Annotated in this window: 22 protein-coding genes; 14 read left to right on the top strand and 8 right to left on the bottom strand. The window is 70.1% G+C overall.

Annotated features, from left to right (window positions below; genetic code table 11):
- Positions 1 to 770: 770 nt before the first annotated feature.
- Together ACFYNL_RS14380 and ACFYNL_RS14375 are read left to right on the top strand one after the other, a co-directional pair.
- A complete protein-coding gene (locus ACFYNL_RS14380; protein WP_388801957.1) occupies positions 771 to 1,010 on the top strand; it encodes a helix-turn-helix domain-containing protein in 240 nt (79 codons plus the stop codon).
- Positions 1,011 to 1,098: 88 nt separating this feature from the next.
- Positions 1,099 to 2,331: a tyrosine-type recombinase/integrase gene (locus ACFYNL_RS14375; RefSeq protein WP_388801954.1), complete on the top strand. Its 1,233-nt coding sequence runs from the start codon at positions 1,099 to 1,101 to the stop codon at positions 2,329 to 2,331.
- A gap of 37 nt (positions 2,332 to 2,368) precedes the next feature.
- Here the strand turns inward: ACFYNL_RS14375 and hisN are convergent, their stop codons facing one another.
- Positions 2,369 to 3,169, bottom strand: coding sequence for a histidinol-phosphatase (gene hisN, locus ACFYNL_RS14370; RefSeq protein WP_388801951.1), 801 nt, complete (start codon positions 3,167 to 3,169; stop codon positions 2,369 to 2,371).
- Positions 3,170 to 3,740: 571 nt separating this feature from the next.
- Between hisN and ACFYNL_RS14365 the strand changes: the two genes are divergently transcribed.
- Positions 3,741 to 4,349 (top strand): TetR/AcrR family transcriptional regulator, encoded by a 609-nt coding sequence (locus tag ACFYNL_RS14365; protein WP_388802714.1) that lies wholly within the window; start codon positions 3,741 to 3,743, stop codon positions 4,347 to 4,349.
- Positions 4,350 to 4,368: 19 nt separating this feature from the next.
- Here ACFYNL_RS14365 and ACFYNL_RS14360 read toward each other — a convergent pair whose 3' ends face one another.
- The 4 genes from ACFYNL_RS14360 to ACFYNL_RS14345 form a co-directional block, all read right to left on the bottom strand.
- Positions 4,369 to 4,692: a DMT family transporter gene (locus ACFYNL_RS14360; protein ID WP_388801948.1), complete on the bottom strand. Its 324-nt coding sequence runs from the start codon at positions 4,690 to 4,692 to the stop codon at positions 4,369 to 4,371.
- Positions 4,693 to 4,812: 120 nt separating this feature from the next.
- Positions 4,813 to 5,823: a ribosome small subunit-dependent GTPase A gene (rsgA, locus tag ACFYNL_RS14355; protein ID WP_388801945.1), complete on the bottom strand. Its 1,011-nt coding sequence runs from the start codon at positions 5,821 to 5,823 to the stop codon at positions 4,813 to 4,815.
- A gap of 18 nt (positions 5,824 to 5,841) precedes the next feature.
- Positions 5,842 to 7,161 carry a 3-phosphoshikimate 1-carboxyvinyltransferase gene (aroA, locus tag ACFYNL_RS14350; RefSeq protein ID WP_388801942.1) on the bottom strand — a complete coding sequence of 440 codons (1,320 nt, stop codon included), beginning with the start codon at positions 7,159 to 7,161 and terminating at the stop codon, positions 5,842 to 5,844.
- 111 nt (positions 7,162 to 7,272) lie between these two features.
- Complete coding sequence (locus ACFYNL_RS14345) at positions 7,273 to 7,995, bottom strand: M50 family metallopeptidase (protein ID WP_388801939.1); 723 nt, start codon at positions 7,993 to 7,995, stop codon at positions 7,273 to 7,275.
- Between the two features lie 50 nt (positions 7,996 to 8,045).
- Between ACFYNL_RS14345 and ACFYNL_RS14340 the strand changes: the two genes are divergently transcribed.
- From ACFYNL_RS14340 to ACFYNL_RS14295, 10 genes are all read left to right on the top strand, one after another.
- Entirely contained in the window at positions 8,046 to 8,861 is an 816-nt protein-coding gene (locus ACFYNL_RS14340) for an SOS response-associated peptidase (RefSeq protein WP_388801936.1), read from the top strand.
- 1 nt (position 8,862) lies between these two features.
- Positions 8,863 to 9,510, top strand: coding sequence for an alpha/beta family hydrolase (locus ACFYNL_RS14335; RefSeq protein WP_388801932.1), 648 nt, complete (start codon positions 8,863 to 8,865; stop codon positions 9,508 to 9,510).
- A gap of 257 nt (positions 9,511 to 9,767) precedes the next feature.
- A complete protein-coding gene (gene sigR / locus ACFYNL_RS14330; protein WP_388801929.1) occupies positions 9,768 to 10,463 on the top strand; it encodes an RNA polymerase sigma factor SigR in 696 nt (231 codons plus the stop codon).
- The gene (rsrA, locus tag ACFYNL_RS14325; protein WP_388801926.1) at positions 10,460 to 10,762 is read left to right on the top strand and encodes a mycothiol system anti-sigma-R factor; all 303 of its coding nucleotides are present in this window, start codon (positions 10,460 to 10,462) and stop codon (positions 10,760 to 10,762) included. Before sigR ends, rsrA begins: the two co-directional genes overlap by 4 nt.
- Before the next feature lie 130 nt (positions 10,763 to 10,892).
- Positions 10,893 to 12,233 (top strand): HD-GYP domain-containing protein, encoded by a 1,341-nt coding sequence (locus ACFYNL_RS14320; RefSeq protein WP_388801922.1) that lies wholly within the window; start codon positions 10,893 to 10,895, stop codon positions 12,231 to 12,233.
- Positions 12,230 to 13,483: an HD-GYP domain-containing protein gene (locus tag ACFYNL_RS14315; protein ID WP_388801919.1), complete on the top strand. Its 1,254-nt coding sequence runs from the start codon at positions 12,230 to 12,232 to the stop codon at positions 13,481 to 13,483. The genes ACFYNL_RS14320 and ACFYNL_RS14315 overlap by 4 nt, the downstream gene beginning before the upstream one ends.
- Before the next feature lie 108 nt (positions 13,484 to 13,591).
- Positions 13,592 to 14,572 carry a tetratricopeptide repeat protein gene (locus ACFYNL_RS14310; protein ID WP_388801916.1) on the top strand — a complete coding sequence of 327 codons (981 nt, stop codon included), beginning with the start codon at positions 13,592 to 13,594 and terminating at the stop codon, positions 14,570 to 14,572.
- Between the two features lie 73 nt (positions 14,573 to 14,645).
- Entirely contained in the window at positions 14,646 to 15,296 is a 651-nt protein-coding gene (def, locus tag ACFYNL_RS14305; RefSeq protein WP_388801913.1) for a peptide deformylase, read from the top strand.
- Between the two features lie 257 nt (positions 15,297 to 15,553).
- Positions 15,554 to 16,639, top strand: coding sequence for an epi-isozizaene synthase (cyc1, locus tag ACFYNL_RS14300; RefSeq protein ID WP_388801910.1), 1,086 nt, complete (start codon positions 15,554 to 15,556; stop codon positions 16,637 to 16,639).
- The gene (locus ACFYNL_RS14295; RefSeq protein ID WP_388801907.1) at positions 16,636 to 18,012 is read left to right on the top strand and encodes a cytochrome P450; all 1,377 of its coding nucleotides are present in this window, start codon (positions 16,636 to 16,638) and stop codon (positions 18,010 to 18,012) included. Before cyc1 ends, ACFYNL_RS14295 begins: the two co-directional genes overlap by 4 nt.
- A gap of 34 nt (positions 18,013 to 18,046) precedes the next feature.
- Here the strand turns inward: ACFYNL_RS14295 and ACFYNL_RS14290 are convergent, their stop codons facing one another.
- Positions 18,047 to 19,012 carry a helix-turn-helix domain-containing protein gene (locus ACFYNL_RS14290; RefSeq protein ID WP_388801904.1) on the bottom strand — a complete coding sequence of 322 codons (966 nt, stop codon included), beginning with the start codon at positions 19,010 to 19,012 and terminating at the stop codon, positions 18,047 to 18,049.
- Between the two features lie 92 nt (positions 19,013 to 19,104).
- On the opposite strand from ACFYNL_RS14290, the gene ACFYNL_RS14285 reads away from it, so the two are divergent.
- The gene (locus ACFYNL_RS14285; protein WP_388801901.1) at positions 19,105 to 19,344 is read left to right on the top strand and encodes a hypothetical protein; all 240 of its coding nucleotides are present in this window, start codon (positions 19,105 to 19,107) and stop codon (positions 19,342 to 19,344) included.
- Here the strand turns inward: ACFYNL_RS14285 and ACFYNL_RS14280 are convergent.
- Positions 19,257 to 20,270 carry a ribonucleotide-diphosphate reductase subunit beta gene (locus ACFYNL_RS14280; RefSeq protein ID WP_388801898.1) on the bottom strand — a complete coding sequence of 338 codons (1,014 nt, stop codon included), beginning with the start codon at positions 20,268 to 20,270 and terminating at the stop codon, positions 19,257 to 19,259. The two genes, ACFYNL_RS14285 and ACFYNL_RS14280, sit on opposite strands and share 88 nt — an antisense overlap.
- A complete protein-coding gene (locus ACFYNL_RS14275) occupies positions 20,270 to 22,624 on the bottom strand; it encodes a ribonucleoside-diphosphate reductase subunit alpha (RefSeq protein ID WP_388801895.1) in 2,355 nt (784 codons plus the stop codon). The genes ACFYNL_RS14280 and ACFYNL_RS14275 overlap by 1 nt, the downstream gene beginning before the upstream one ends.
- Positions 22,625 to 22,728: the final 104 nt, after the last annotated feature.

Here is a 22,728-nt window from a genome sequence, read left to right as displayed (position 1 = left end):
TCCTCGCTGGGCTGCAGCCTCATCTGCTGGAGGCGACTCAAGTAGGCCGGATCATGATCGTGTTACGAGCTCTTAGCGCACTCTCCTGGTGCGCTGCGGCACGTGCAGTTCGATGCCCGCCGAGTTGCGAACGTTACGCGAAGTGTGATTCCCGTTCCCGGGAAAAGGATGCCCAGTTGCCCGCCACCACCATCTATAGAAGCGGAGGCTGAATGAATATCAATCAACAATTCGCCTAATCAAAGCGTGGCGCGGGGGTGCACTCAGTAGAAGTTCAGATCTGCGGGCTGTCTCAGGAATCCTCCCGCAGACCCAGGCGAGTTGGATGGCCAACTCCTCAAAATATAGAAAACCAGTACTGCTGGAGTATCTCTCTTGATCCCATATCTTGATTTGTTGAAGGTGTGTGCGAATTTCGGGGTTCTTCCATGATTGCGGCAGTGCGTACCCGAATGTCTTGAGCGCCGCCGCACCACAACAGACACCACCCCTCCTCTTTTTTCCTAAGAGGAGAGACGCTGCGTCACCCACGTCATCAGCCACCCGCACCAGCTCCCTGAACAGCGGCGACAGCGGTGACGCAGACGGCCGACACCTGAGTCATCCCGCGTCACCCGTGACAGAACCCGGCCCCGCCCTGTGACACGCCCCGAGCGGCTTGCGTCACCGCGTAGCCGCAGGTCAGACCTGCAAGTGACGTGCCTGACGCAATGACGCAGAAATCCGAGCCTCGGACACACGCGGCCATGCCCTCCCCGTTTGGAGTCCCTATGGCACAGCCGACAGATTCCGACCCCCGCGCCACCCTCCGGAGCGGCCTCCCCGACCGGTACCTCAACCCCGACGACGTCGCCGAGATCTTCGACGTCCCCAAAGAGACCCTCTACCAGTGGCGCAAGAAGCGCGTCGGGCCGCCCAGCTTCCGCATCGGCAAGCACGTCCGCTACGACCCCGCCGACGTACTCGCCTACGTCACCGACCGCAAGAACGCGGACGTAGACGCCGCCTAGAGCGACAAGTCACCACATCACCGAACTCCCAGGGGAGGGCCACGCCGTGGCCCTCCCCGTCCCATGCCCAGAAGGGACGGCGCCTTACATGGCTGGCCACATCCAAGACCGCTGGTACAAGATCACGCACCTCAACGACAAGGCCGTCCGCGTCAAGACTGACCGTCACGGAACTGGCCTGCGCTACCGCGCCCGCTACGTCGGTCCCGATGGCACCGAGAAGTCGAAGAGCTTCCCCGACGGACAGAAGCGCGTCGCTGAGAAGTGGTTGGCACAGATCGAGGCGGACATGACGCGGGGGCAGTACATCGACCCCCGCGCCGGTCGCCTCACCGTACGGCAGCACGCCGAACGGTGGTTGGCCTCTCTCACCATGGACCCCGGGACCTACGTGAGTACCGAGCAGCGCATTCGCCTCCACGTCCTACCGCACCGGGGTACCCGCTCGCTCGACTCGCTGAGGCCGATCCACATCCGTGAGTGGCTGCGGAAGCTGGAGGACGGGGGAGTGGCCGCCGCTTATCAGCGGGTCATCTTCGCCAACCTCAACGCGATGCTCGCGGCAGCCGTCGACGACCGCCTGATCCCTCACAATCCGTGCCGTTCGTCGTCCGTGAAGGCGCCAAAGCCGGAACCTCGCCGGATCATTCCGTGGTCCCGTGAGCGCGTGCTGGCGGTGCGCGCGGCACTGCCGGAGCGGTATCAGGCTGTGGTCGACTTGGCCGGCGGGTGCGGCATGCACCAGGGCGAGGTGTCCGGTCTGGCGGACGATGACGTGGACTTCGTGGGGGGCGTCATTCACGTCGTCCGACAGGTCAAGCTCATCGCCGGACGGCAGGTGTTCGCGCTGCCCAAGGGTGGGAAGACCCGCACGGTCCCACTGCCGGAGAGGGTTGCCCGTGCGTTGGAGGCGCACATGGCGCAGTACCCGCCCACGGCCGTGACGCTGCCGTGGCGGTCGGTGGATGGCTCACCGGCCACGGCAGCCGTGCTCTTCCGCAATGCCGAGGGGCGCCCAGTGAACCGCGTCGTGTTCAACCACAAGGCGTGGCGCCCGGCCCTCGACAAGGCGGGCATCCCACGCGGGCGGGAGAACGGCATGCACGCGCTGAGGCACTTCTACGCGTCTGTGCTGCTGGACGCAGGGGAGAGCGTCAAGGCTGTGTCGGAGTACCTGGGTCACCATGATCCGGGGTTCACGCTGCGGACCTACACCCACCTCATGCCGAGCAGTGAGAAGCGGACGCGTGCGGCGGTGAACGAAGCGTTCGACAACGGTCCGGAGGACGATGACGGCCCCACGACGGCCCAGGGGGCGTGATCCCCATGGGAACGTGCAGGTCAGGCCGCTAGCGGCGTCAGTAGCGCTGGTTGAGATACCCCAGGAACTCGTCGTGCAGCAACCCGTTCGAGGCGGCGGCGTTGCCGCTGTGCGGGCCGGGGCGGCCGTCGAGGCCCGTGAAGGTACCGCCGGCCTCCGTGACGATGATCGCGGTGGCGGCCATGTCCCACAGGGAGAGCTCCGGCTCCGCGCAGAGGTCGACCGACCCCTCGGCGACCATCATGTACGGCCAGAAATCGCCGTAAGCGCGCGTGCGCCACACCTCCCGCGTGAGGTCGAGGAAACCGTCCAGCCGACCCTGGTCCTCCCACCCGCTCAGGGAGGAGTACGCGAACGAGGCGTCCGTCAGCTTCGAGACCCGGGAGACCTGCAGCCGGGTCGCGGAGGAGAGGCTTCGCCCGCTGAAGGCGCCGTGCCCCTGGGCCGCCCACCAGCGGCGACCGAGGGCGGGGGCGGACACCACGCCGACGACGGGCTGATAGCCCCCCTCGCCCGCCTCCATCAGCGAGATGAGGGTGGCCCAGACCGGAACACCGCGGACGTAGTTCTTGGTGCCGTCGATGGGGTCGATCACCCAGCGACGAGGACCGGTGCCCTCGACGCCGTACTCCTCCCCGAGGATCGCGTCTCTCGGCCGGGCCCGCTGCAACTGCCCGCGGATCAGCTCCTCGGCGGCCTTGTCGGCCTCGCTCACCGGGGTCATGTCCGGCTTGGTCTCGACCTTGAGGTCGAGCGCCTTGAATCGGTCCATCGTGGCGGCGTCGGCGGCGTCCGCGAGGACGTGGGCGAGGCGGAGATCGTCAAGGTAGTCCGGCATGGAACGAACGGTATCTGCCATGGTCGGGATGGGGCCACCGGGCCTAGTGATCATTGGCCGCGCACCCCCACCGCCCCGCGGCCGCCGATGGCGGTAAGGGGCCGTGCCGGGGGGTGCCCGCCCGCAGTGGCCGGCGTCAAGAAACAGCACTTTTCACACGCCCCCCACCGCCGGCCCGAGGACGGACACCCCCCGACCGCCGGCCCGAGGACGGACACCCCCCGGCACGGCCCCGCCCCACCCACCGCAGGCGCGACGCGCACCCCGCACAGGCGCCGCAGGCCTCGCACACCCCCACCGAACCCGCACTGGCGCCGCAGGCGTAGAACGCACACCCCCACCGAACCCGCACAGGCGCCGCAGGCGTAGAACGCACACCCCCACCGAACCCGCGCTGGCGCCGCAGGCATCGCACACCCTCACCGAACCCGCGAACGCGCCCCCCACACCGCCCCGTCACCCCCCCGCGCAGAGTGGCCGAATGGCGCCCCCGAGTGCCCTCGCGAACCCTTGACAGTGCGTCTGTGCGCGTCAAATCTGGGCGCAGAGCCGCTCGCCCAGGGAGGCGATGATGCCTGCAGCGCGGGAATCCCTGCTGGACGCCGCTTACACGGCGCTGGTGCGCCGGCCGTGGTCCGCCGTGCGGATGGTGGACGTGGCCGCGGCGGCCGGAGTGTCCCGGCAGACGCTGTACAACGAGTTCGGCAGCAAGGAGGGCCTGGCCCGCGCCCTCGTCCGCCGCGAGGCCGACGGCTACCTGGCGGGCGTGGACCGCGCCCTCGCCACCCACAGCGACGCCCGTGAGCGGCTCACCGCCACCGCCGAGTGGACCGCCGCACTCGCCCGCGACAACGCCCTCGTCCGCGCCATGCTCACCGGCTGCTGGAGCGAGCGCCTGCCCTCGCTGACGCTGACCGCGGTCCCGTCCTCCTCGTCCGTACCGGCGCAGCGGCGGGCCGACGGGCCACTTCCCTCGCCCGGCGACTTCGTGGCGATCGTGCGCGACCGGGCGATGGCCGTGCTGACCGGCCCCGGCATCAACAAGCCCGACACCGCCGACCTCGCCCGCTCCTGCGAACTGGTCGTCAGACTGGCGCTGTCCTGCGTCGCCGCCCCGCCCGGCGAAGGCGGCGTCTCCGACCTCGTACGCTTCGCGCTGCACCGGCAGTTGACGGGCTGACCCCACCCGGAGAACCCGCTCAGTGCGCCGACCCCGACAGCTGCAACCCGACGACCCCTACGATCACCAGGCTGATCGACACGATCTTCAGCGTCGACACGATGTCCCCGAGGAAGATCATCCCGTAGATCGCGGTGCCCGCCGCCCCGATCCCGGTCCACACCGCGTACGCCGGCCCCACGTCCAGCTTCTTCAGAGACAGCGTCAGCAACCCGAAGCTGCCCAGCGCGAAGACGCAGAAGGCGATCGTCGGCCACAGCCGAGTGAACCCGTGCGACAGCTTCAGGCAGACGGCGAAGCCGGTTTCGAGCAACCCCGCCACGATGACCAGCAGCCACGCCATGTGCTGTCCTCCCGTATCCCCGCCAACTGTGACCGCTTCATCAGGCTTTGATCAGGCTTGCGTCCGGCTCGGTGCGATTATGCCTTTACCGGCCTCACGGGGAGACAAACAACGCGGAGGTCAGTCGCCTTCCGTGCGCTCCCGCGTGGCCAGCAACCGCCGCAGCGAATACAGCCGCGCCGGATCCGCATGCCCCTCCGTCACCCAGCCGTCCAGCGCGCAGTCCGGTTCGTCATGACTGCACGCACGCGGGCAGCCCTCGGTTCCCGGTTCGAGGTCGGGAAACGCGTGGATCACCCGGGAGGGATCGATATGAGCCAGCCCGAACGACCGCACACCCGGGGTGTCGATCACCCAGCCACCCGCCACCGCGAGCGGCAGCGCCAGCGCCGACGTCGTCGTGTGGCGCCCCCGCCCCGTCACCGCGTTGACATGACCGGTCGTACGCCGGCGTTCCTCCGGCACCAACGCGTTCACCAGCGTCGTCTTGCCGACCCCGGAGTGCCCGACGAACGCGGTGACCCGGCCGTCCAGATGCTCCCGCACCCGGTCCGCCGCACCGCCGTCCTCCAGTTCCTCACGGCTGGTGACGACATACGGGATGTCCAACGCCCCGTACAGCTCAAGGAGTTTGTCCGGCGGCGCCAGGTCGGACTTCGTCATCACCAGCAGCGGCTCAAGGCCGCCGTCGAACGCCGCCACCAGGCAGCGGTCGATCAGCCGGGGCCGCGGCTCGGGGTCGGCGAGGGCGGTGACGATGGCGAGCTGGTCGGCGTTGGCCACGACCACCCGCTCGAACGGATCGTCGTCGTCGGCGGTACGGCGCAGCAACGACGTCCGCTCCTCGATCCGCACGATCCGCGCCAGCGTGTCCTTCTTGCCGGTCAGATCGCCGACCAGGGCGACCCGGTCACCGACCACCGCGGCCTTGCGGCCCAGCTCGCGGGCTTTCATGGCCATCACGACCCGGTCCTCGACGAGGCAGGTCAGCCGCCCTCGGTCGACGGTGAGGACCATGCCCTCGGCGGCGTCCTCGTGCTTGGGCCGGATGTTCGTGCGCGGCCGGGTGTTCCGGCGGCCGGGACGCGTGCGGATGTCGTCCTCGTCGGTGTGCTTGCCGTAGCGGCGCATGACTGTGTCCCCGCGTCCCTACGCCCCGAGCATCCCGGTCCACAGCTCAGGGAAGTCCGGCAGGGTCTTGGCCGTCGTCGCCACGTTCTCGATCCGTACGCCTTCGACCGCGAGGCCGATGATCGCTCCGGCCGTCGCCATGCGGTGGTCCTCGTAGGTGTGGAAGACGCCGCCGTGCAGCCGGCGCGGGCGGATGTGCAGACCGTCGGCGGTCTCGGTCACGTCACCGCCGAGTTCGTTGATCTCCTTGGTCAGCGCGGCCAGGCGGTCGGTCTCGTGCAGACGCAGGTGCGCGACCCCGCGCAGGGTGGAGGGGGAGTCGGCGAGGGCCGCGACCGCCGCGATGCCAGGGGTCAGCTCGCCGACCTCGCTCAGGTCCACGTCGATGCCGTGGATGGCACCCGAACCGGTGAACACGAGCCCGTACTCGGTGAGTTCGCAGGAACCGCCCATCTCCGTGAAGATCTCGCGCAGCCGGTCACCGGGCTGGGTGGTGCGCGCCGGCCAGTCGGGGATGAGGATCTTGCCGCCGGTCACCAGCGCCGCCGCCAGGAAGGGCTGGGCGTTGGACAGGTCCGGCTCGATGGTCAGGTCACGGCCGAGCAGGGCGCCCGGCGTGACCCGCCAGACGTCGGGCTCGCCCCCCGACTCCGGGGTGTCCACCTGGGCGCCCACCGAGCGCAGCATGTCGACGGTCATGCGGATGTGCGGCATGGAGGGCAGCGCGGAGCCGATGTGGCGGACCTCCACCCCCTGGTTGAAACGCGGCCCGGACAGCAGCAGCGCCGAGACGAACTGGGACGACGAGGAGGCGTCGATCTCCACCGGGCCGCCCTCCAGGGCACCCCCGCCGTGGACCGTCAGCGGCAGCGCGCCCCGCCCGTCGTCGTCGATACGGGCGCCGAGGACGCGCAGGGCGTCGATCACGCCGTTCAGGGGGCGCTCGTACGACCTCGGGTCGCCGTCGAAGCGGATGGGGCCGTCGGCGAGCGCGGCGACCGGCGGCAGGAAGCGCATCACCGTGCCGGCGTTGCCGACGTCGACCGTGGCGGGGCCGCGCAGGCCCGTGGGGAGCACGCGCCAGGCCTCGCCGGTGCCCTCGGGGCCGACGCCCTCCTCGATGCCGACGCCCATCGCGCGCAGCGCGCCGGCCATCAGCAGGGTGTCGCGGGAGCGCAGCGGGCGGCGCAGCCAGCCGGGCTCGCTCGCCAGGGCGGCGAGGACGAGGGCGCGGTTGGTGACCGACTTGGACCCGGGCACGTGGACTGTCGCGTCGACGGCTCCGCTCGCGTGCGGGGCGGGCCAGAGGGCGGTGTGTGCGGCGGGGTTTTGGGCCATGGGTTCACTTTATAAGGAGGCAGTCGTTCGGGTGCGGCGCCGTTGTGGCTGGTCGCGCCCCGCGGCGGAGCCGACGAACGGTACGGGCCCGCCCCCGCTCGGGCGGGCTGGTCACAGCGCCAGCAGCCACCTGCCGCCGCCGATCAGCGAACACAGCGACACCGCGTGGAACAGGAAGAGCCACAGCGCCGCCGGAACATGGGTCAGGCGCGACAACTGATCCGCGTCCGAGTCCCCCGCGCCTCCCCGCGACCTCTTGGCCTGCAACTCGAACGCCGGCCGGACTCCGCCCAGCAGCAGGAACCACACCACCGCGTACGCGAAGGCCGCCTGCACCTGCGGTCCGGTCAACCAGCTCACCAGCACGAACGTGCCACCCGTGACGAACACCGTCAGTGCGCCGTACGCATTGCGGATCATCACCAGCATCGCCACCAACAGGGCCGTCGCCAGCCACAGCAGCAACGTGATCCGGCCGGACGCCAGCAGCGCCGCACCCCCCAGCCCCAGCAGCGGAGGAGCCGTGTAGCCCGCGGCCGCCGTGAGGATCATGCCGAGGCCGTACGGCTTGCCGCGGCTGACCGTGAGGCCGCTGGTGTCGGAGTGCAGACGTATGCCGGTCAGGGTCCGGCCGGTCAGCAGCGCGATCAGGCCGTGGCCGCCCTCGTGCGCGATGGTGATCGCGTTGCGCGAGACGCGCCACAGGCCGTGCGGGACCACCACGACGAGAGCGGCGACCAGGGTGGCGACCACCACCCACACGTCGGGATCGGGCTGAGTGCCGAAGACCTCGTCCCAGAGGGAGGCGAGCGAGGCGGATGCGGTGCTGTCCATGTAAGGCGAAGGCTCCCTTGGGTCGGATGGAATCTGGCAGTGTGGCACGCATGTGCGGACGGTATGCAGCGAGTCGAGGACCAGAGGATCTCGCAGGAATCTTCGAGATCGAGAAGTGGGAGCCCGAGGAGACCCTGGAACCGGACTTCAACGTGGCTCCCACCAAGGAGGTCCACGTCGTCCTCGACCGTCCCTTGAAGGACGCCGACGACCCCCGGCCGGTTCGGCAGCTGCGGAAGCTGAAGTGGGGACTGGTGCCCAGCTGGTCCAAGACCCCCGAGAGCGCCTTCAAGATGATCAACGCGCGGGCGGAGACGGTGCACGAGAAGCCGTCGTACCGGCGGGCCTTCGCCACCCGCCGCTGCATCATCCCCGCCGACGGCTACTACGAGTGGGTCACCGGCAAGCAGGAGCGGGACCTGGAGGTCGAAGGGAAGAAGAAGCGGCCGCGCAAGCAGCCGTACTTCGTGCTGCCCGCCGACGGGTCGGTGTTCGCGATGGCGGGCCTGTACGAGTTCTGGCGGGACAAGACGCTGCCCGACGAGCACCCGCAGGCCTGGTGGGTGACCTGTTCCGTCATCACCACCGAGGCGGAGACCGCTCCGCTGGCGGTGTCCCCGGCCGAGGGCCCGCGCTCGCTGGCCGACATCCATCCCCGGATGCCGCTGATGCTGACCCCGGACCGCTGGGACGCCTGGCTGGACCCCTCCCGCACCGACCCGGAGGAGCTGCGGACCCTCCTCGACCCGCCGCCGCCCGGCATGATGCGCGCGTACCCCGTCTCCACGCTGGTCAGCAACGTCCGCAACAACGGCCCGGAGCTGCTGAAGGAGCTGGACGGGCCCGAAGAGGGCACACTCTTCTGACGTGACGAACGACTCCGAGACGACCACCCGGATCATCGGTACCGAGGCGGGGGACGCCCGCATCACCTGGCACCCGGCGAAGAAGGCGCGCCTGGTCCTGGCCGTGAGCCACGGCGCCGGAGGCGGCATCGAGGCGCGGGACCTGAGGGCGCTCGCCGAGGTGCTCCCGGCCCACGGCGTGACCGTCGCCCGGGTGGAGCAGCCCTGGCGGGTGGCGGGCAGGAAGGTGGCGCCCGCGCCGAAGACGCTGGACGTCGGCTGGCGGGGCCTGTGGCCCGCGCTCGCCGCGCCCGGACTGCCGGTGATCTCCGGCGGCCGCAGCGCAGGCGCCCGGGTCGCCTGCCGTACCGCCGCGGAACTGGGCGCGCACGCCGTCCTGGCGCTCAGCTTCCCCCTCCACCCGCCGGGCAGGCCCGAGAAGTCCCGCGCGCAGGAACTGCTCGGGGCGGGGGTGCCCACTCTCGTCGTACAGGGCGGGAACGACCCGTTCGGGAAGCCGGAGGAGTTCCCGGACGGGGACTACGAGATCGTCGAGGTGCCGCACGGCGATCACGGGTTCGCCGTGCCCAAGCGGGCGCCGCTCGGCCAGGACGAGGCCGTGGCGATCGTCACGGACGCGGTGGTCGAGTGGGCCGGGTCACTCGGGTAAAGCTTCGGGAATGTTGGGGACCGGACCTCTGTTGTGGCGGACAGCGAGGCTGGAGCAGCAGCGCAGACGTCGTAGGAGAGGAAGTCCGCCGCATGGGTTCGACCTTCTGCCCGACCGCCGGCAGCCGTGCAGACCTGGACTGGACGGTGCTGCACGCGGCCAGGACCGCTCCTATTCGAGGGGCGGCAGGTACGGCAGGTCGTCTATCCTCCGATTCAGGTGGGTCCGGAGCCGGTCCTGCCCGCAATCTTGAGGAGGTGGGTCCGGTTCCCGGTACCGACGCAGGGACCGACAACGGCCAGGCGGAGCAGCCCGAGGGCCTGGGCACGAGCGTGGAGACGTCCACGGAGACGACCGCCGAGCGCAGCGCGCGCTTCGAGCGGGACGCACTCGAGTTCCTCGACCAGATGTACTCGGCCGCCCTGCGCATGACGCGCAACCCGGCCGACGCCGAGGACCTGGTCCAGGAGACGTACGCCAAGGCGTACGCGTCCTTCCACCAGTTCCGTGAGGGCACGAACCTCAAGGCCTGGCTGTACCGGATCCTCACCAACACCTTCATCAACTCGTACCGCAAGAAGCAGCGCGAACCCCAGCGCTCCGCCGCCGAGGAGATCGAGGACTGGCAGCTCGCACGGGCCGAGTCGCACATGTCGACCGGTCTGCGCTCGGCCGAGTCGCAGGCGCTCGACCACCTGCCCGACTCGGACGTGAAGGAAGCACTCCAGGCGATCCCCGAGGAGTTCCGCATCGCCGTGTACCTCGCCGATGTCGAGGGCTTTGCGTACAAGGAGATCGCGGACATCATGGGGACACCCATCGGTACGGTGATGTCCCGGCTGCACCGGGGCCGCCGTCAACTGCGCGGCATGCTGGAGGACTACGCCCGTGAGCGCGGGCTGGTCCCGGCCGGCGCCGGAGAGTCGAACGAAGCGAAAGGCTCGGGCTCATGAGCTGCGGAGAGCCGCACGAGACGGACTGCAGTGAGGTCCTGGACCATCTGTACGAGTTCCTCGACAGTGAGATGCCGGACGTCGATCGCGTCAAGTTCAAGCAGCACTTCCAGGAGTGCTCGCCGTGTCTGGAGAAGTACGGCCTGGAAGAGGCCGTGAAGAAGCTCGTCAAGCGGTGCTGCGGCCATGACGACGTGCCCACGGACCTGCGTGCCAAGGTCATGGGGCGGATCGACCTGATCCGTTCCGGCCAGGCCGTCCCCGAGCACGATGTGACGGCGACGCCGCAGGAGTCCTGAACCCCCTTCCGGGAACGGGCTGTCGTCACTCGAACGTGCTAATCGGCGGGTGATAAGCCCGCAGTTGCCCCTCTTTTCCCCCTAGGCTCCGCGTGGAGCTGAGCAGGTCATGGTGGGAGGGGCGACGGACATGGAGGCGACACCGGTCCGGGCGCGTGTGTACGTCGCCGGCGCGGTGCCGGCTGCGGTCGGATGCCTGCTCTCGCCGCCCCCGACCCCCGCGTCCCTGTGGGCGGTCGCCCTGCTCGCGGCCCTGTACGCCGGAGGCGAGCAGATCGCCGCCCGGGGCCGGATCTCGGGCCCTTTCTACCCCGTTCTCCTCGCCGGGGCCTTCCTGCTGCCGCCGTCGGCCGCCGCGCTGGTCGCGGTGCCGGGAGCGCTGACCTCCCCGGTCGACGGACCGCCCCGCCGGCTGCGGCGGGTGTGGCGGGCCGCCCAGCTCACCCTCGCGGTGTGGGCGGCGGCGCGGGTGCACGAGGCGCTCGGCGGCCGGGACGCCGTCGCCGCGTCCGACTTCCCGTACGCCCTCGCGCCCGCCGGGGCCGCGGTGCTGACGTTCTGCCTGGTTCTGACCGGACTCGAAGGCGGGATCCTGAGGCTCGCCATGGGGGCACCGCCCACGTCCCTGAGGCAGTGGGGGAAGCCGTCGGGGCAGCGCGTCTGGCGGGGGCTGTTCCTGCGCTCGCTCGCGCCGATCGCCGTGCACGGTCTGGCCGGGCTGATGATGGCCGTGCTGTGGCGCAGCCCTTACGGCCCGGTCGCCGCGCTGCTCGTACTGCTGCCGATGTGCGTCTCGTGGTGGGTGTTCGCCCAGTACCACCAGGAGCGGGCGGCACACCAGGCGACCATCCGGGCCCTCGTCCAGGCCGTCGACATCAAGGACGGCTACACCCGCGGCCACAGCGAGCGGGTCGGGCAGGCCGCGATGCTGATCGCGCGGGAGCTGGGCATGGCCGACGAGCGCGTGGAGGTGGTGCGCTTCGCCGGGATCCTCCATGACGTGGGCAAGCTCGGGGTGCCCACGCGGCTGCTGCGCAAGGACGGGCCGCTCACACCCGAGGAGCGGCGGGTGATCGAACTGCACCCCGAGTACGGGCACGAGATGGTCCGGGGCATCTCCTTCCTCGGCGAGGCGCGGGCCGCCGTACTGCACCACCATGAGCGGCTGGACGGCAGCGGTTACCCCTACGGGCTGAGGGGCCGCCAGATCCCGGAGTCCGCTCGGGTGGTGGCGGTCGCGGACGCGTTCGACGCGATGACCTCGACCCGGTCCTACTCGCGGGCCCGGCCGGTGCCGGTCGCCCTGCGGGAACTGCAGCGGTGCGCGGGCTCGCAGTTCGACCCCCGGATGGTCACGGCCCTCGTCGCAGCCGTGGACCGCTACGGCTGGCATCCCACGGTCACCGCCGACGACGCGGGTGCGCCCCCGGCCCGTCCGCCGATCACCAGTGCACCGGGGGCACACCGGTGATCGCCCCGCGCGCCGTCGGCAGGCCGCCGCTCCTGCTCACCCTCGTCCACACCGCCGCCGCCCTGCTGGCCGCGGTCTCCCTCCTCGACACCCTGAGGCACGGGCTCGACGAACGCGGTCTCGCCCTCGCCTTCGGCGCCCTGGTCACCGTCGGCGAGCTCACCCGGTGGACCGGCACGGAGCGCAGAGAGGCCGCGCCGCTCGGCGCCGCCGCGGCCCTGGCCTACGCCCTGCTGGGAGAGGACGGCGGAGACCCCACGCACCACGGGGCCTTCCAGGTTCTGACCGTCGTCCTCGTCGCCTCGCTCCTGGGCGCAGTGCCGCACATCGCGCGCGGGCGGCCCGTGCTCGACCACCTCGCCCGGCGCGCACTCACCGTCGGCTTCGCCGCCGTGTGCTTCCAGCCCCTGTTCAACCAGGGCACGTTCCACGGCTGGGGCACCGCCTACGCCCTGCTCCTGCTGGCGATCCTCACCCTCACCGCCCTGTGCGACGCCCTGCTCGCGGCCGCGCTGGCCCACGCGCGCACCCGGTGGCCCTTCGGACCGCTGCTGCGGGACGAGCTGCGGGCCACGCTCGGCATCGGGTCGGCCGTCTGCGCGACGGGCGCGGTGATGGCCCTCGCGGTCGCCGTGGTCGGGCTCTGGGCGCTGCCGGTCTTCTCACTGCCCCTGCTGCTCACCCAGATGTCGTTGCGTCGCTACGCCGCGGTGCGGGCCACGTACCGGCAGACCATCGCCTCCCTCGCCCGGGCCACCGAGATCGCCGGTTACACGCCCGCCGGACACGCCCGCCGGGTGGCCGCGCTCAGCCGGGAGGTGGGGCGGGACCTGGGTCTTACGGAGGCGGAACTCACCGTGCTGGAGTACGCGGCCCTCATGCACGACATCGGGCAGCTCAGCCTGGTCGATCCGGTGCCGGCCGGGGCGACCGCCGCGCTGCCCGTCGAGGAACAGCGGCGGATCGCGCTGCTGGGCGGGGCGGTCGTACGGCAGACGGGCGTGAACCCGCAGGTGGCGACGGTCGTGGAGCGGCTGGCCGATCCCTGCCCGGAGCAGCCCGTGGCCGCACGGATCGTGCGGGCGGTGAACGCCTACGAGGAGAAGGCGCGCGACGCCGGGCCCGGCGGGCCGCTGAAGGCGCTGGAGGAGCTGCGGCTGGGCACCGCCGGGGACTATGCGCCGGAGGTGGTGGGATCGCTCGCACGGGTGCTGGCCAGGGACTGTCTGACATCCCCTGTGGCTGGGTAACCCATGGGTAATGAGCGCCCTTCCAGCCGTACGTGGTTGGATGCGAATGAGAGGGTGTCCGGGGGCAGCACTAGCCAGCCCACTCCACGGAACTGGCAGGCGGGAATCGTGAGGATCTTCGGCAAGGGACGGCACCGGCCCTCCGCCTCCTGGCGGCAGGCCACCGACCGGGCGTTCACGTTGATCGGTGACGGCCGGTACGAGGACGCGGGCGCGCTGCTGACGCGGGCCGCCGATCTGGAGCCCTGGCTGTCGGAGTCCTGGTTCAACCTCGCGCTGCTGCACAAGTTCCGGCACGACTGGGAGCAGGCCCGCGCCGCCGGGCTGCGTGCGGTGGCGCTGCTCGACCGCGAGACCGGGGCGCCCGACTGGTGGAACGTCGGTATCGCGGCCACCGCCCTGCAGGACTGGCCGCTGGCCCGGCGCGCCTGGCAGGCGTACGGGCTGCGGGTGCCCGGCGGGGCCACCGAGTCCGGTGAGCCGCTCGGGATGGACCTCGGCAGCGCCGCCGTACGGCTGTCACCCGAGGGCGAGGCCGAGGTGGTGTGGGGGCGGCGCCTCGACCCGGCCCGTATCGAGGTGCTGTCGATCCCGCTGCCGTCCTCCGGGCGGCGCTGGGGCGAGGTCGTACTGCACGACGGGGTGCCCCACGGGGAGCGGACCACGTCGTCCGGGCACGCCTACCCGGTCTTCGACGAGATCGAGCTGTGGGCGCCCTCGCCGGTGCCCACCTGGGTGGTCCTCCTGGAGGCCGCGACGGAGGCCGACCGGGACGCCCTGGAGCAGCTCGCGGCCGACGCCGGCTTCGCCGCGGAGGACTGGTCGTCGTCCGTACGGCTGCTGTGCCGGATGTGCTCCGAGTCGCGGATGCCGTCCGACGAGGGTGACGGCGAGCACCTGGACCCGCATGACCACAGTGAGCCGGGTCACCCCGGGCCGCTGGGGCATCGGACCGACGGGCAGCTGTGGGTGCCGGAGCGGGAGTGCGGTGTCGCGGCGCCGCCCTCGCTGGTGCGGGGGTTGCTGGACGGCTGGGTGGCGGACAGCCCGGACTCCAGGGACTGGCGGGACCTCGAAGAGGTCTGCTGAGGATTCGCCGTACCCTGTATCAGCATCACATTCCCCTTTTCCTTTGTTTGTGCAGGAAGGCGATCCGTAGGCCATGGCCCAGCAGGACACCGAGCAGCAGCACGCGGGCGTGCTCCCCGTGGACGACGAGGGCTTCGTCGTCGACACCGAGGACACGGAGGAGCGGGAGAACGCCTGGCGTGAGCGCGGCACCTCGCGGCCGATCACTGTCGTGGGGAACCCGGTGCTGCACAAGGAGTGCAAGGACGTCACCGAGTTCGGCGCGGAGCTGGACCAGCTGGTGGCGGACATGTTCGCCTCGCAGCGCACCGCCGAGGGCGTGGGCCTCGCCGCCAACCAGATCGGCGTCGACCTGAAGGTCTTCGTGTACGACTGCCAGGACGACCAGGGCGTGCGGCACGTCGGCGTGGTCTGCAACCCGAAGCTGGTCGACCTGCCTGCCGACCGGCGCCGCCTCGACGACAGCAACGAGGGCTGCCTGTCCGTGCCGACGGCGTACGCGCCGCTGGCCCGCCCCGACTACGCCGAGGTCACCGGGCAGGACGAGAAGGGCAACCCGATCAAGGTGCGGGGGACCGGCTACTTCGCGCGGTGTTTGCAGCACGAGACGGATCACCTCTACGGCTACCTCTACATCGACCGCCTCTCCAAGCGGGAGCGCAAGGACGCGCTGCGGCAGATGGCCGAGAACGAGCCCCGCTACCCCGTGGTCGCCAACGACTGAGGTTCGCTCGAAGCCCCTCAAGTCGCTTACGTACGGCGCCCGTTCAGGACTCTCGTCCTGGGCGGGCGCCGTTCGCATGTCCGTCGCACGTTCGATCCCATACCCGCAGATACTGATCCTGGGGGGTAGTGAATGAAGCAAATGCGTTCCCAGATCAGTCAGTTGTGGTGCTGAATGGAAGGGCGGGGATACGCAACGGCGCACGCCCGGCACAGCGGGACCGCGTGCGCAGCCGGCGGGCTGAGAGGGGTTTGTTCGTGCATGCTTTCCCACAGGGCACCACATCGACACCGACGGCGGTCGCGGTACCACCAGCGCTCTCACTCCCGGTGATCGAAACGGCGTTTCCCAGGCGGCTCCACCCGTATTGGCCCAGGCTCCAGGAGAAGACCCGCACCTGGCTCCTCGAAAAGCGGCTGATGCCGGCCGACAAGGTCGAAGAATATGCCGACGGCCTTTGCTATACCGACCTCATGGCGGGGTACTACCTCGGAGCCCCCGACAACGTCCTCCAGGCGATCGCGGACTACAGCGCGTGGTTCTTCGTCTGGGACGACCGGCACGACCGGGACGTCGTCCACCACCGCCGGGCGGCCTGGCGGCGGCTGCGCCTGCGGCTGCACGCGGCTCTCGACTCCCCCGGGGACCATCTGCGCCACGGCGACCCCCTGGTCGCGGCCTTCGCCGACAGCATGGTGCGGCTGTACTCGTTCCTGCCCCGCACCTGGAACGCCCGGTTCGCCCGGCACTTCCACGCCGTCATCGAGGCGTACGACCGGGAATTCAGCAACCGCACCGAGGGGCGAATTCCCACCGTCGCGGAATACCTCGCACTGCGCAGGCTCACCTTCGCGCACCGGATCTGGACCGACCTGCTGGAGCCGAGTGCGGGGCTGGAACTCCCGGACGGTGTGCGAAAACATCCGGCATATCGGCGGGCGGCATTACTGAGTCAGGAATTCGCCGCCTGGTACAACGATCTGTGCTCGCTCCCGAAGGAAATCGCGGGGGATGAGGTGCACAATCTCGGAATCAGTCTCGTCATGCATGAGGGGCTGACTCTGGAAGAGGCGGTGGCAGAAGTCAGGCGGCGCGTCGAGACCTGTACAGCCGACTTCCTGGTCGCCGAGCGGGACGCCCTGGAATTCGCCGACTCCCTGGCCGACGGCACCGTCCGCGGAAAGGAGCTCGGTACCGCCGTGCGGGCCTGCGTCGGCAATATGCGCAACTGGTTCAGCTCGGTCTACTGGTTCCACCACGAGTCCGGCCGGTACCGGATCGACAGCTGGGACGACCGGTCCACGCCCCCGTACGTCAGCAACGAAGCGGCAGGTGAGAAATGACCGTCGAGTCCGTGAAACCCGAAGACCGGCCCCGTTCGTCTTCGGAGCTGCGGGAACCGCCCCTCGCGGGCGGTGGGGTTCCGCTTCTCGGCCACGGCTGGAAGCTGGTCCGTGATCCGCTGGCCTTCATGGCCGCGCTCGGGGAGCACGGCGATGTCGTACGCATCAAGCTCGGTCCGAAGGCGGTGTACGCCGTCACCACCCCGGACCTCACCGGCGCGCTGGCGCTGAGCACCGACTTCGAGATCGCCGGACCGCTGTGGGAGTCCCTGGAAGGCCTGCTCGGCAAGGAGGGCGTGGCCACGGCCAACGGTCCCCGGCACCGCCGCCAGCGACGCACCATCCAGCCCGCCTTCCGGCTCGACGCGATACCCGGGTACGGGCCGATCATGGAGGAGGAGGCGCATGGGCTGACCGAGCGCTGGAAGCCCGGCGAGACGATCGAGTGCACCTCCGAGTCCTTCCGGATCGCCGTGCGGATCGCGGCCCGCTGTCTGCTGCGCGGCGCCTACATGGACGTGCGGGCCGAGCGGCTGTGCGCCGCGCTCGACACCCTCTTCCGTGGCATGTACCGGCGGATGGTGATCCCGCTCGGGCCGCTCTACAAGCTGCCCCTCCCGGCCAACCTCGCATTCAACCGGGCTCTGGCCGATTTCCATCTCCTGGTCGACGAGATCGTCGCCGAACGCCGGGCATCCGGTCAAAGGCCGGACGATTTGCTGACGGCATTGCTGGAGGCCAAGGACGAGAAAGGCGACCCCATCGGGGAGCAGGAGATCCACGATCAGGTCGTCGCGATACTCACCGCGGGCGCCGAAACCGTGGCCTCCACGATCATGTGGCTGCTTCATGTCCTCGCGGAACACCCGGAACACGCCGACAAGGTGTGCGCGGAGGTCGAATCCGTCACCGGCGGACGTCCTGTGGCATTCCAGGACGTCCGCGAGCTCGGCCACACCAACAATGTCGTCGTGGAGGCGATGCGTTTGCGCCCGGCGATCTGGATTCTGACGCGGCGAGCGGTGGCCGACACTTCACTGGGTGGCTATCGCATTCCAGCCGGGGCCGACATCGTCTACAGCCCCTACGCAGTTCAGCGTGACCCGAAGTCGTACCCGGACAACCTCCGGTTCGACCCCGACCGCTGGCTTCCGGAGCGTGCCAAGGAGGTGCCGAAATACGCCATGAGTCCGTTCGGGGTCGGCAACCGCAAATGCCCGAGCGACCACTTCTCCATGGCCATGCTGACGCTGCTCACGGCGGCGCTGTCGGCCAGGTACCGGTTCGAGCAGGTGCCCGGTTCGAACGACGCGACCCGGGTGGGCATCACGCTGCACCCGCACGAACTGCTGCTGAGGCCGCTGCCCCGGTAGTGGGTCCGGGGGCCGGGCAGTTCGAGGGGCCGGGTCAGGCGGCGGCCGGCCCCTGGAAGGTCCTCCGGTAGGCGTTCGGGGTCGTCCCGAGCGCCCGTACGAACTGGTGCCGCAGCGCGGCCGCCGTACCGAACCCTGTCCGACCGGCGATCGCGTCCACCGTCTCGTCCGTCACCTCCAGCAACTCCTGCGCCAGCAGGACCCGTTGGCGCAGGAGCCAGCGGTAGGGAGTCGTTCCGGTCTCCTGCTGGAAGCGGCGGGCGAAGGTGCGCGGGGACATGTGCGCGCGCTCGGCGAGCTGCTCGACGGTGACCTCCTCGTCGAGGTGCCGCTCCATCCAGGCCAGCACCTCGCCGACCGTGTCGCACGAGGAGCGGGGCAGCGGACGCTCGATGTACTGGGCCTGCCCGCCGTCCCGGTGCGGCGGCACCACCATGCGTCGGGCGATCTTGTTGGCGACCTCGGGCCCCTGCTCCTGGCGCACGATGTGCAGACAGGCGTCGATGCCGGCGGCGGTACCGGCGCTGGTGATCACCGAGCCCTCGTCGACGTAGAGCACGTCCGGTTCGATCACCGCCTTCGGATTGCGCCGTGCCAGCTCCTCGGCCTGCCGCCAGTGCACACTGCACCGCCGCCCGTCCAGGAGCCCGGCCGCGCCCAGCACGAAGACGCCGGAGCACACGCTGAGCACGCGCGCGCCCCGGTCGACGGCCCTGACCAGGGCGTCCAGCAGCCGGGGCGGATAGTCACGGGTGACGTAGCCGCTGCCGGCCGGCACGGCGATCAGGTCGGCCGTCTCCAGCCGCTCCAGGCCGTACGGCGTGGAGACGGAGAGCCCGCCGACATGCGTGCCCAGCGTCGGCCCTTCGGCCGAGACGACGGCGAAATCGTAGGTGGGCAACCCCTCGTCACTGCGGTCGATGCCGAAAACCTCGCATACGACACCCAGTTCAAAGGGATGCACACCGTCGAGCAGGACGGCGACCACGTTTCTCAGCATGCTGCCAGTGTGCCTCGCCGCTGGCAGTAAATCGAGGGTCTACGGCAGTCCTGCCACTGTTCGTAAGGAGTGTCCGGCGCGACAGTGGTGACATGACTACCGCACAGACAGAAGGACTGCTCGCCATGGTCGCCGTGATCGGCATGTTCATCCTCCTGACCCTCCCGTCAGTGATCGGGATCGTGCGCGACCGGCGCATCGACCGTCAGATCAGGGAGGCCCAGGAGCGCGACAAGGAACGGACTCAGAAGTCCTCGTCCAGGTCGACGGTGCCCTCCACCGCCACCTGGTACGCAGACGGACGCCGCTCGAAGAAGTTGGTCAGCTCCTGAACACCCTGGAGCTCCATGAAGGAGAAGGGGTTCTCGGAGCCGTACACCGGAGCGAAGCCGAGGCGTGTCAGACGCTGATCGGCGACACACTCCAGGTACTGCCGCATCGAGTCGGTGTTCATGCCCGGGAGGCCGTCACCACACAGGTCGCGCGCGAACTGCAGCTCGGCCTCGACGGCCTCCCGCAGCATGTCGGTCACCTGCTGCTGAAGCTGGTCGTCGAAGAGCTCCGGCTCCTCCTTGCGGACGGTGTCCACGACGTCGAAGGCGAAGGACATGTGCATCGTCTCGTCACGGAACACCCAGTTGGTGCCGGTGGCGAGGCCGTGCAGCAGGCCCCGGCTGCGGAACCAGTAGACGTACGCGAAGGCGCCGTAGAAGAACAGGCCCTCGATGCACGCGGCGAAGCAGATCAGGTTCAGCAGGAAGCGACGCCGGTCGGCCTTGGACTCCAGCCGGTCCAGCTTCTCCACAGAGTCCATCCACTTGAAGCAGAACCCGGCCTTCTCGCGGATGGAGGGGATGTTCTCCACCGCCGCGAAGGCGGCGGCGCGGTCCTCCGGGTCGGGCAGGTAGGTGTCCAGCAGCGTCAGATAGAACTGGACGTGCACGGCCTCCTCGAACAGCTGGCGCGACAGATACAGGCGCGCCTCCGGGGAGTTGATGTGCTTGTACAGCGTCAGCACCAGGTTGTTCGCGACGATCGAGTCGCCCGTCGCGAAGAAGGCCACCAGCCGGCCGATGAGGTGCTGCTCCGCGGGGGAGAGCTTGGCGAGGTCGGCGACGTCGGAGTGGAGGTCGACCTCCTCCACGGTCCAGGTGTTCTTGATGGCGTCCCGGTAGCGCTCGTAGAAGTCCGGGTAGCGCATGGGACGCAGGGTCAGTTCGAAGCCCGGGTCGAGCAGGTTCTGGTTACGGGTGGTCATTACTGGCAGGCCTCGCAGGACTCGGGGTTTTCCAGGGAGCAGGCGACCGCTTCGGGGTCGGGGGTGGCCTGCGCGGGGACGCTCGCTCGTGCGGCGCGGGCGATGCGGGTCGCCGGGCGTGAGCGCAGGTAGTACGTCGTCTTCAGGCCCGACTTCCAGGCGTACGCGTACATCGAGGAGAGCTTGCCGATGGTCGGCGTCTCCAGGAAGAGGTTCAGGGACTGGGACTGGTCGAGGAACGGGGTCCGGGCCGCCGCCATGTCGATCAGGCCGCGCTGCGGGATCTCCCACGCCGTGCGGTAGAGCGCGCGCACGTCCTCGGGGATCCAGGCGAAGTCCTGCACCGAGCCGTTGGACTCGCGCAGCGCCTCACGGGTGCGGGCGTCCCACACGCCGAGCTGCTTCAGGTCGTGCACCAGGTAGGAGTTGACCTGGAGGAACTCGCCGGACAGCGTCTCGCGCTTGAACAGGTTGGAGACCTGCGGCTCGATGCACTCGTAGACGCCGGCGATGGACGCGATGGTGGCGGTGGGCGCGATGGCGAGCAGCAGGGAGTTGCGCATACCGGTCGTGGCGATACGGCTGCGCAGCGCCGCCCAGCGTTCGGGCCAGGTCAGCTCGGCGTCGTAGTGGTCGGGGTGCAGGACACCACGGGCCGTACGCGTCTTCTCCCAGGCCGGAAGAGGCCCGTTGCGCTCGGCGAGGTCAGCCGACGCCTCGTACGCCGCCAGCATGATGCGCTCGGCGATCCGCGTGGAGAGCCGCTTGGCCTCGGCCGAGTCGAAGGGCAGCCGCAGCTTGAAGAAGACGTCCTGCAGGCCCATCGCGCCCAGGCCCACCGGCCGCCACCTGGCGTTCGAACGGCCCGCCTGCTCGGTCGGGTAGAAGTTGATGTCGACGACCCGGTCGAGGAAGGTGACCGCGGTGCGGACGGTGGCGTCGAGGCGCTCCCAGTCGATGTCGCCGTCGTGCACGAAGGCGCCCAGGTTGACCGACCCCAGGTTGCACACCGCCGTCTCGCCGTCGTTCGTGACCTCCAGGATCTCCGTGCAGAGGTTGGAGGAGTGGACGACATGGCCCGGCTCGGCGGTCTGGTTGGCGGTGCGGTTGGCGGCGTCCTTGAACGTCATCCAGCCGTTGCCGGTCTGCGCGAGGGTGCGCATCATGCGGCCGTACAGGTCACGGGCCGGGATGGTCTTCTTCGCGAGCCCCGCCGCCTCCGCCTCGCGGTACGCCGCGTCGAACTCCTCGCCCCACAGGTCGACCAGCTCCGGCACGTCCGACGGCGAGAACAGCGACCACTGCTCGTCGGCGTTGACCCGGCGCATGAACTCGTCCGGGATCCAGTGCGCGAGGTTGAGGTTGTGCGTGCGCCGGGCGTCCTCGCCGGTGTTGTCGCGCAGCTCCAGGAACTCCTCGATGTCGGAGTGCCAGGTCTCCAGGTAGACCGCGGCTGCGCCCTTGCGCCGGCCGCCCTGGTTCACGGCCGCGACCGAGGCGTCGAGCGTCTTCAGGAACGGGACGATCCCGTTGGAGTGGCCGTTGGTGCCGCGGATCAGCGAACCCCGGGAGCGGATGCGGGAGTACGACAGACCGATGCCGCCCGCGTGCTTCGAGAGCCGGGCGACCTGGTGGTAGCGGTCGTAGATGGAGTCCAGCTCGTCCTTGGGGGAGTCGAGGAGGTAGCAGGACGACATCTGGGGGTGCCGGGTGCCGGAGTTGAACAGGGTGGGGGAGGAGGGCAGGTAGTCGAGGCGGCTCATGAGCCCGTAGAGCGCCGCGACTTCGTCGACGGAGCGGGGGGTGTCGTCCTCGGCCAGGCCGGCGGCTACCCGCAGCATGAAGTGCTGGGGCGTCTCGACGACCTTGCGCGTGAGGGGGTGCCGCAGGAGGTAGCGGCTGTGCAGGGTGCGCAGGCCGAAGTAGCCGAAGCGGTCGTCGGCGGCCGGGTCGACGAGCGCGTCGAGGCGGGCCGCGTGGATCCGTACGAAGTCGGCGGTCCGGTCGGCGATGAGGCCCTCGCGGTGCCCGACGGCCACCGACTCGGTGAAGGAGGTGACGCCCTGCGAGGCGGCCTCGGCGGCGATGGAGATGGTCAGCAGGCGGGCGGCCAGTCTGCTGTAGGCGGGGTCCTCGGAGATGAGCCCGGCGGCCGCCTCGGTGGCCAGCTCCCGCAGCTCCGCCTCGTCGGCCCGGGCCGACCGGCCCCGCAGCGCGGCGGCCGCGACCCGGCCGGGGTCGGCGTCGGGGAGGTCGGCGGTCAGCTCGGTCAGGGTCCGCAGCAGCGCGGCACCGGGACCGTCGTTCTCCTGCTCGACCGCTGCTGAAGCCGGTTCGGCTGGCGCGATGGTCACGTGGGGCTCTCCCTCGCTCGGCACGGGGGCCTCGTCGAGGGCAGGGGGCAGCACACGAGCGCACGCGGCGTCGCGTCCACCGGCCCATTCCACGAGGCCCGGAC

The organism is Streptomyces sp. NPDC007808 (assembly GCF_042868655.1).
Taxonomy (GTDB): Bacteria; Actinomycetota; Actinomycetes; order Streptomycetales; family Streptomycetaceae; genus Streptomyces.
This window is presented reverse-complemented; position numbering and strand designations above follow the sequence as displayed.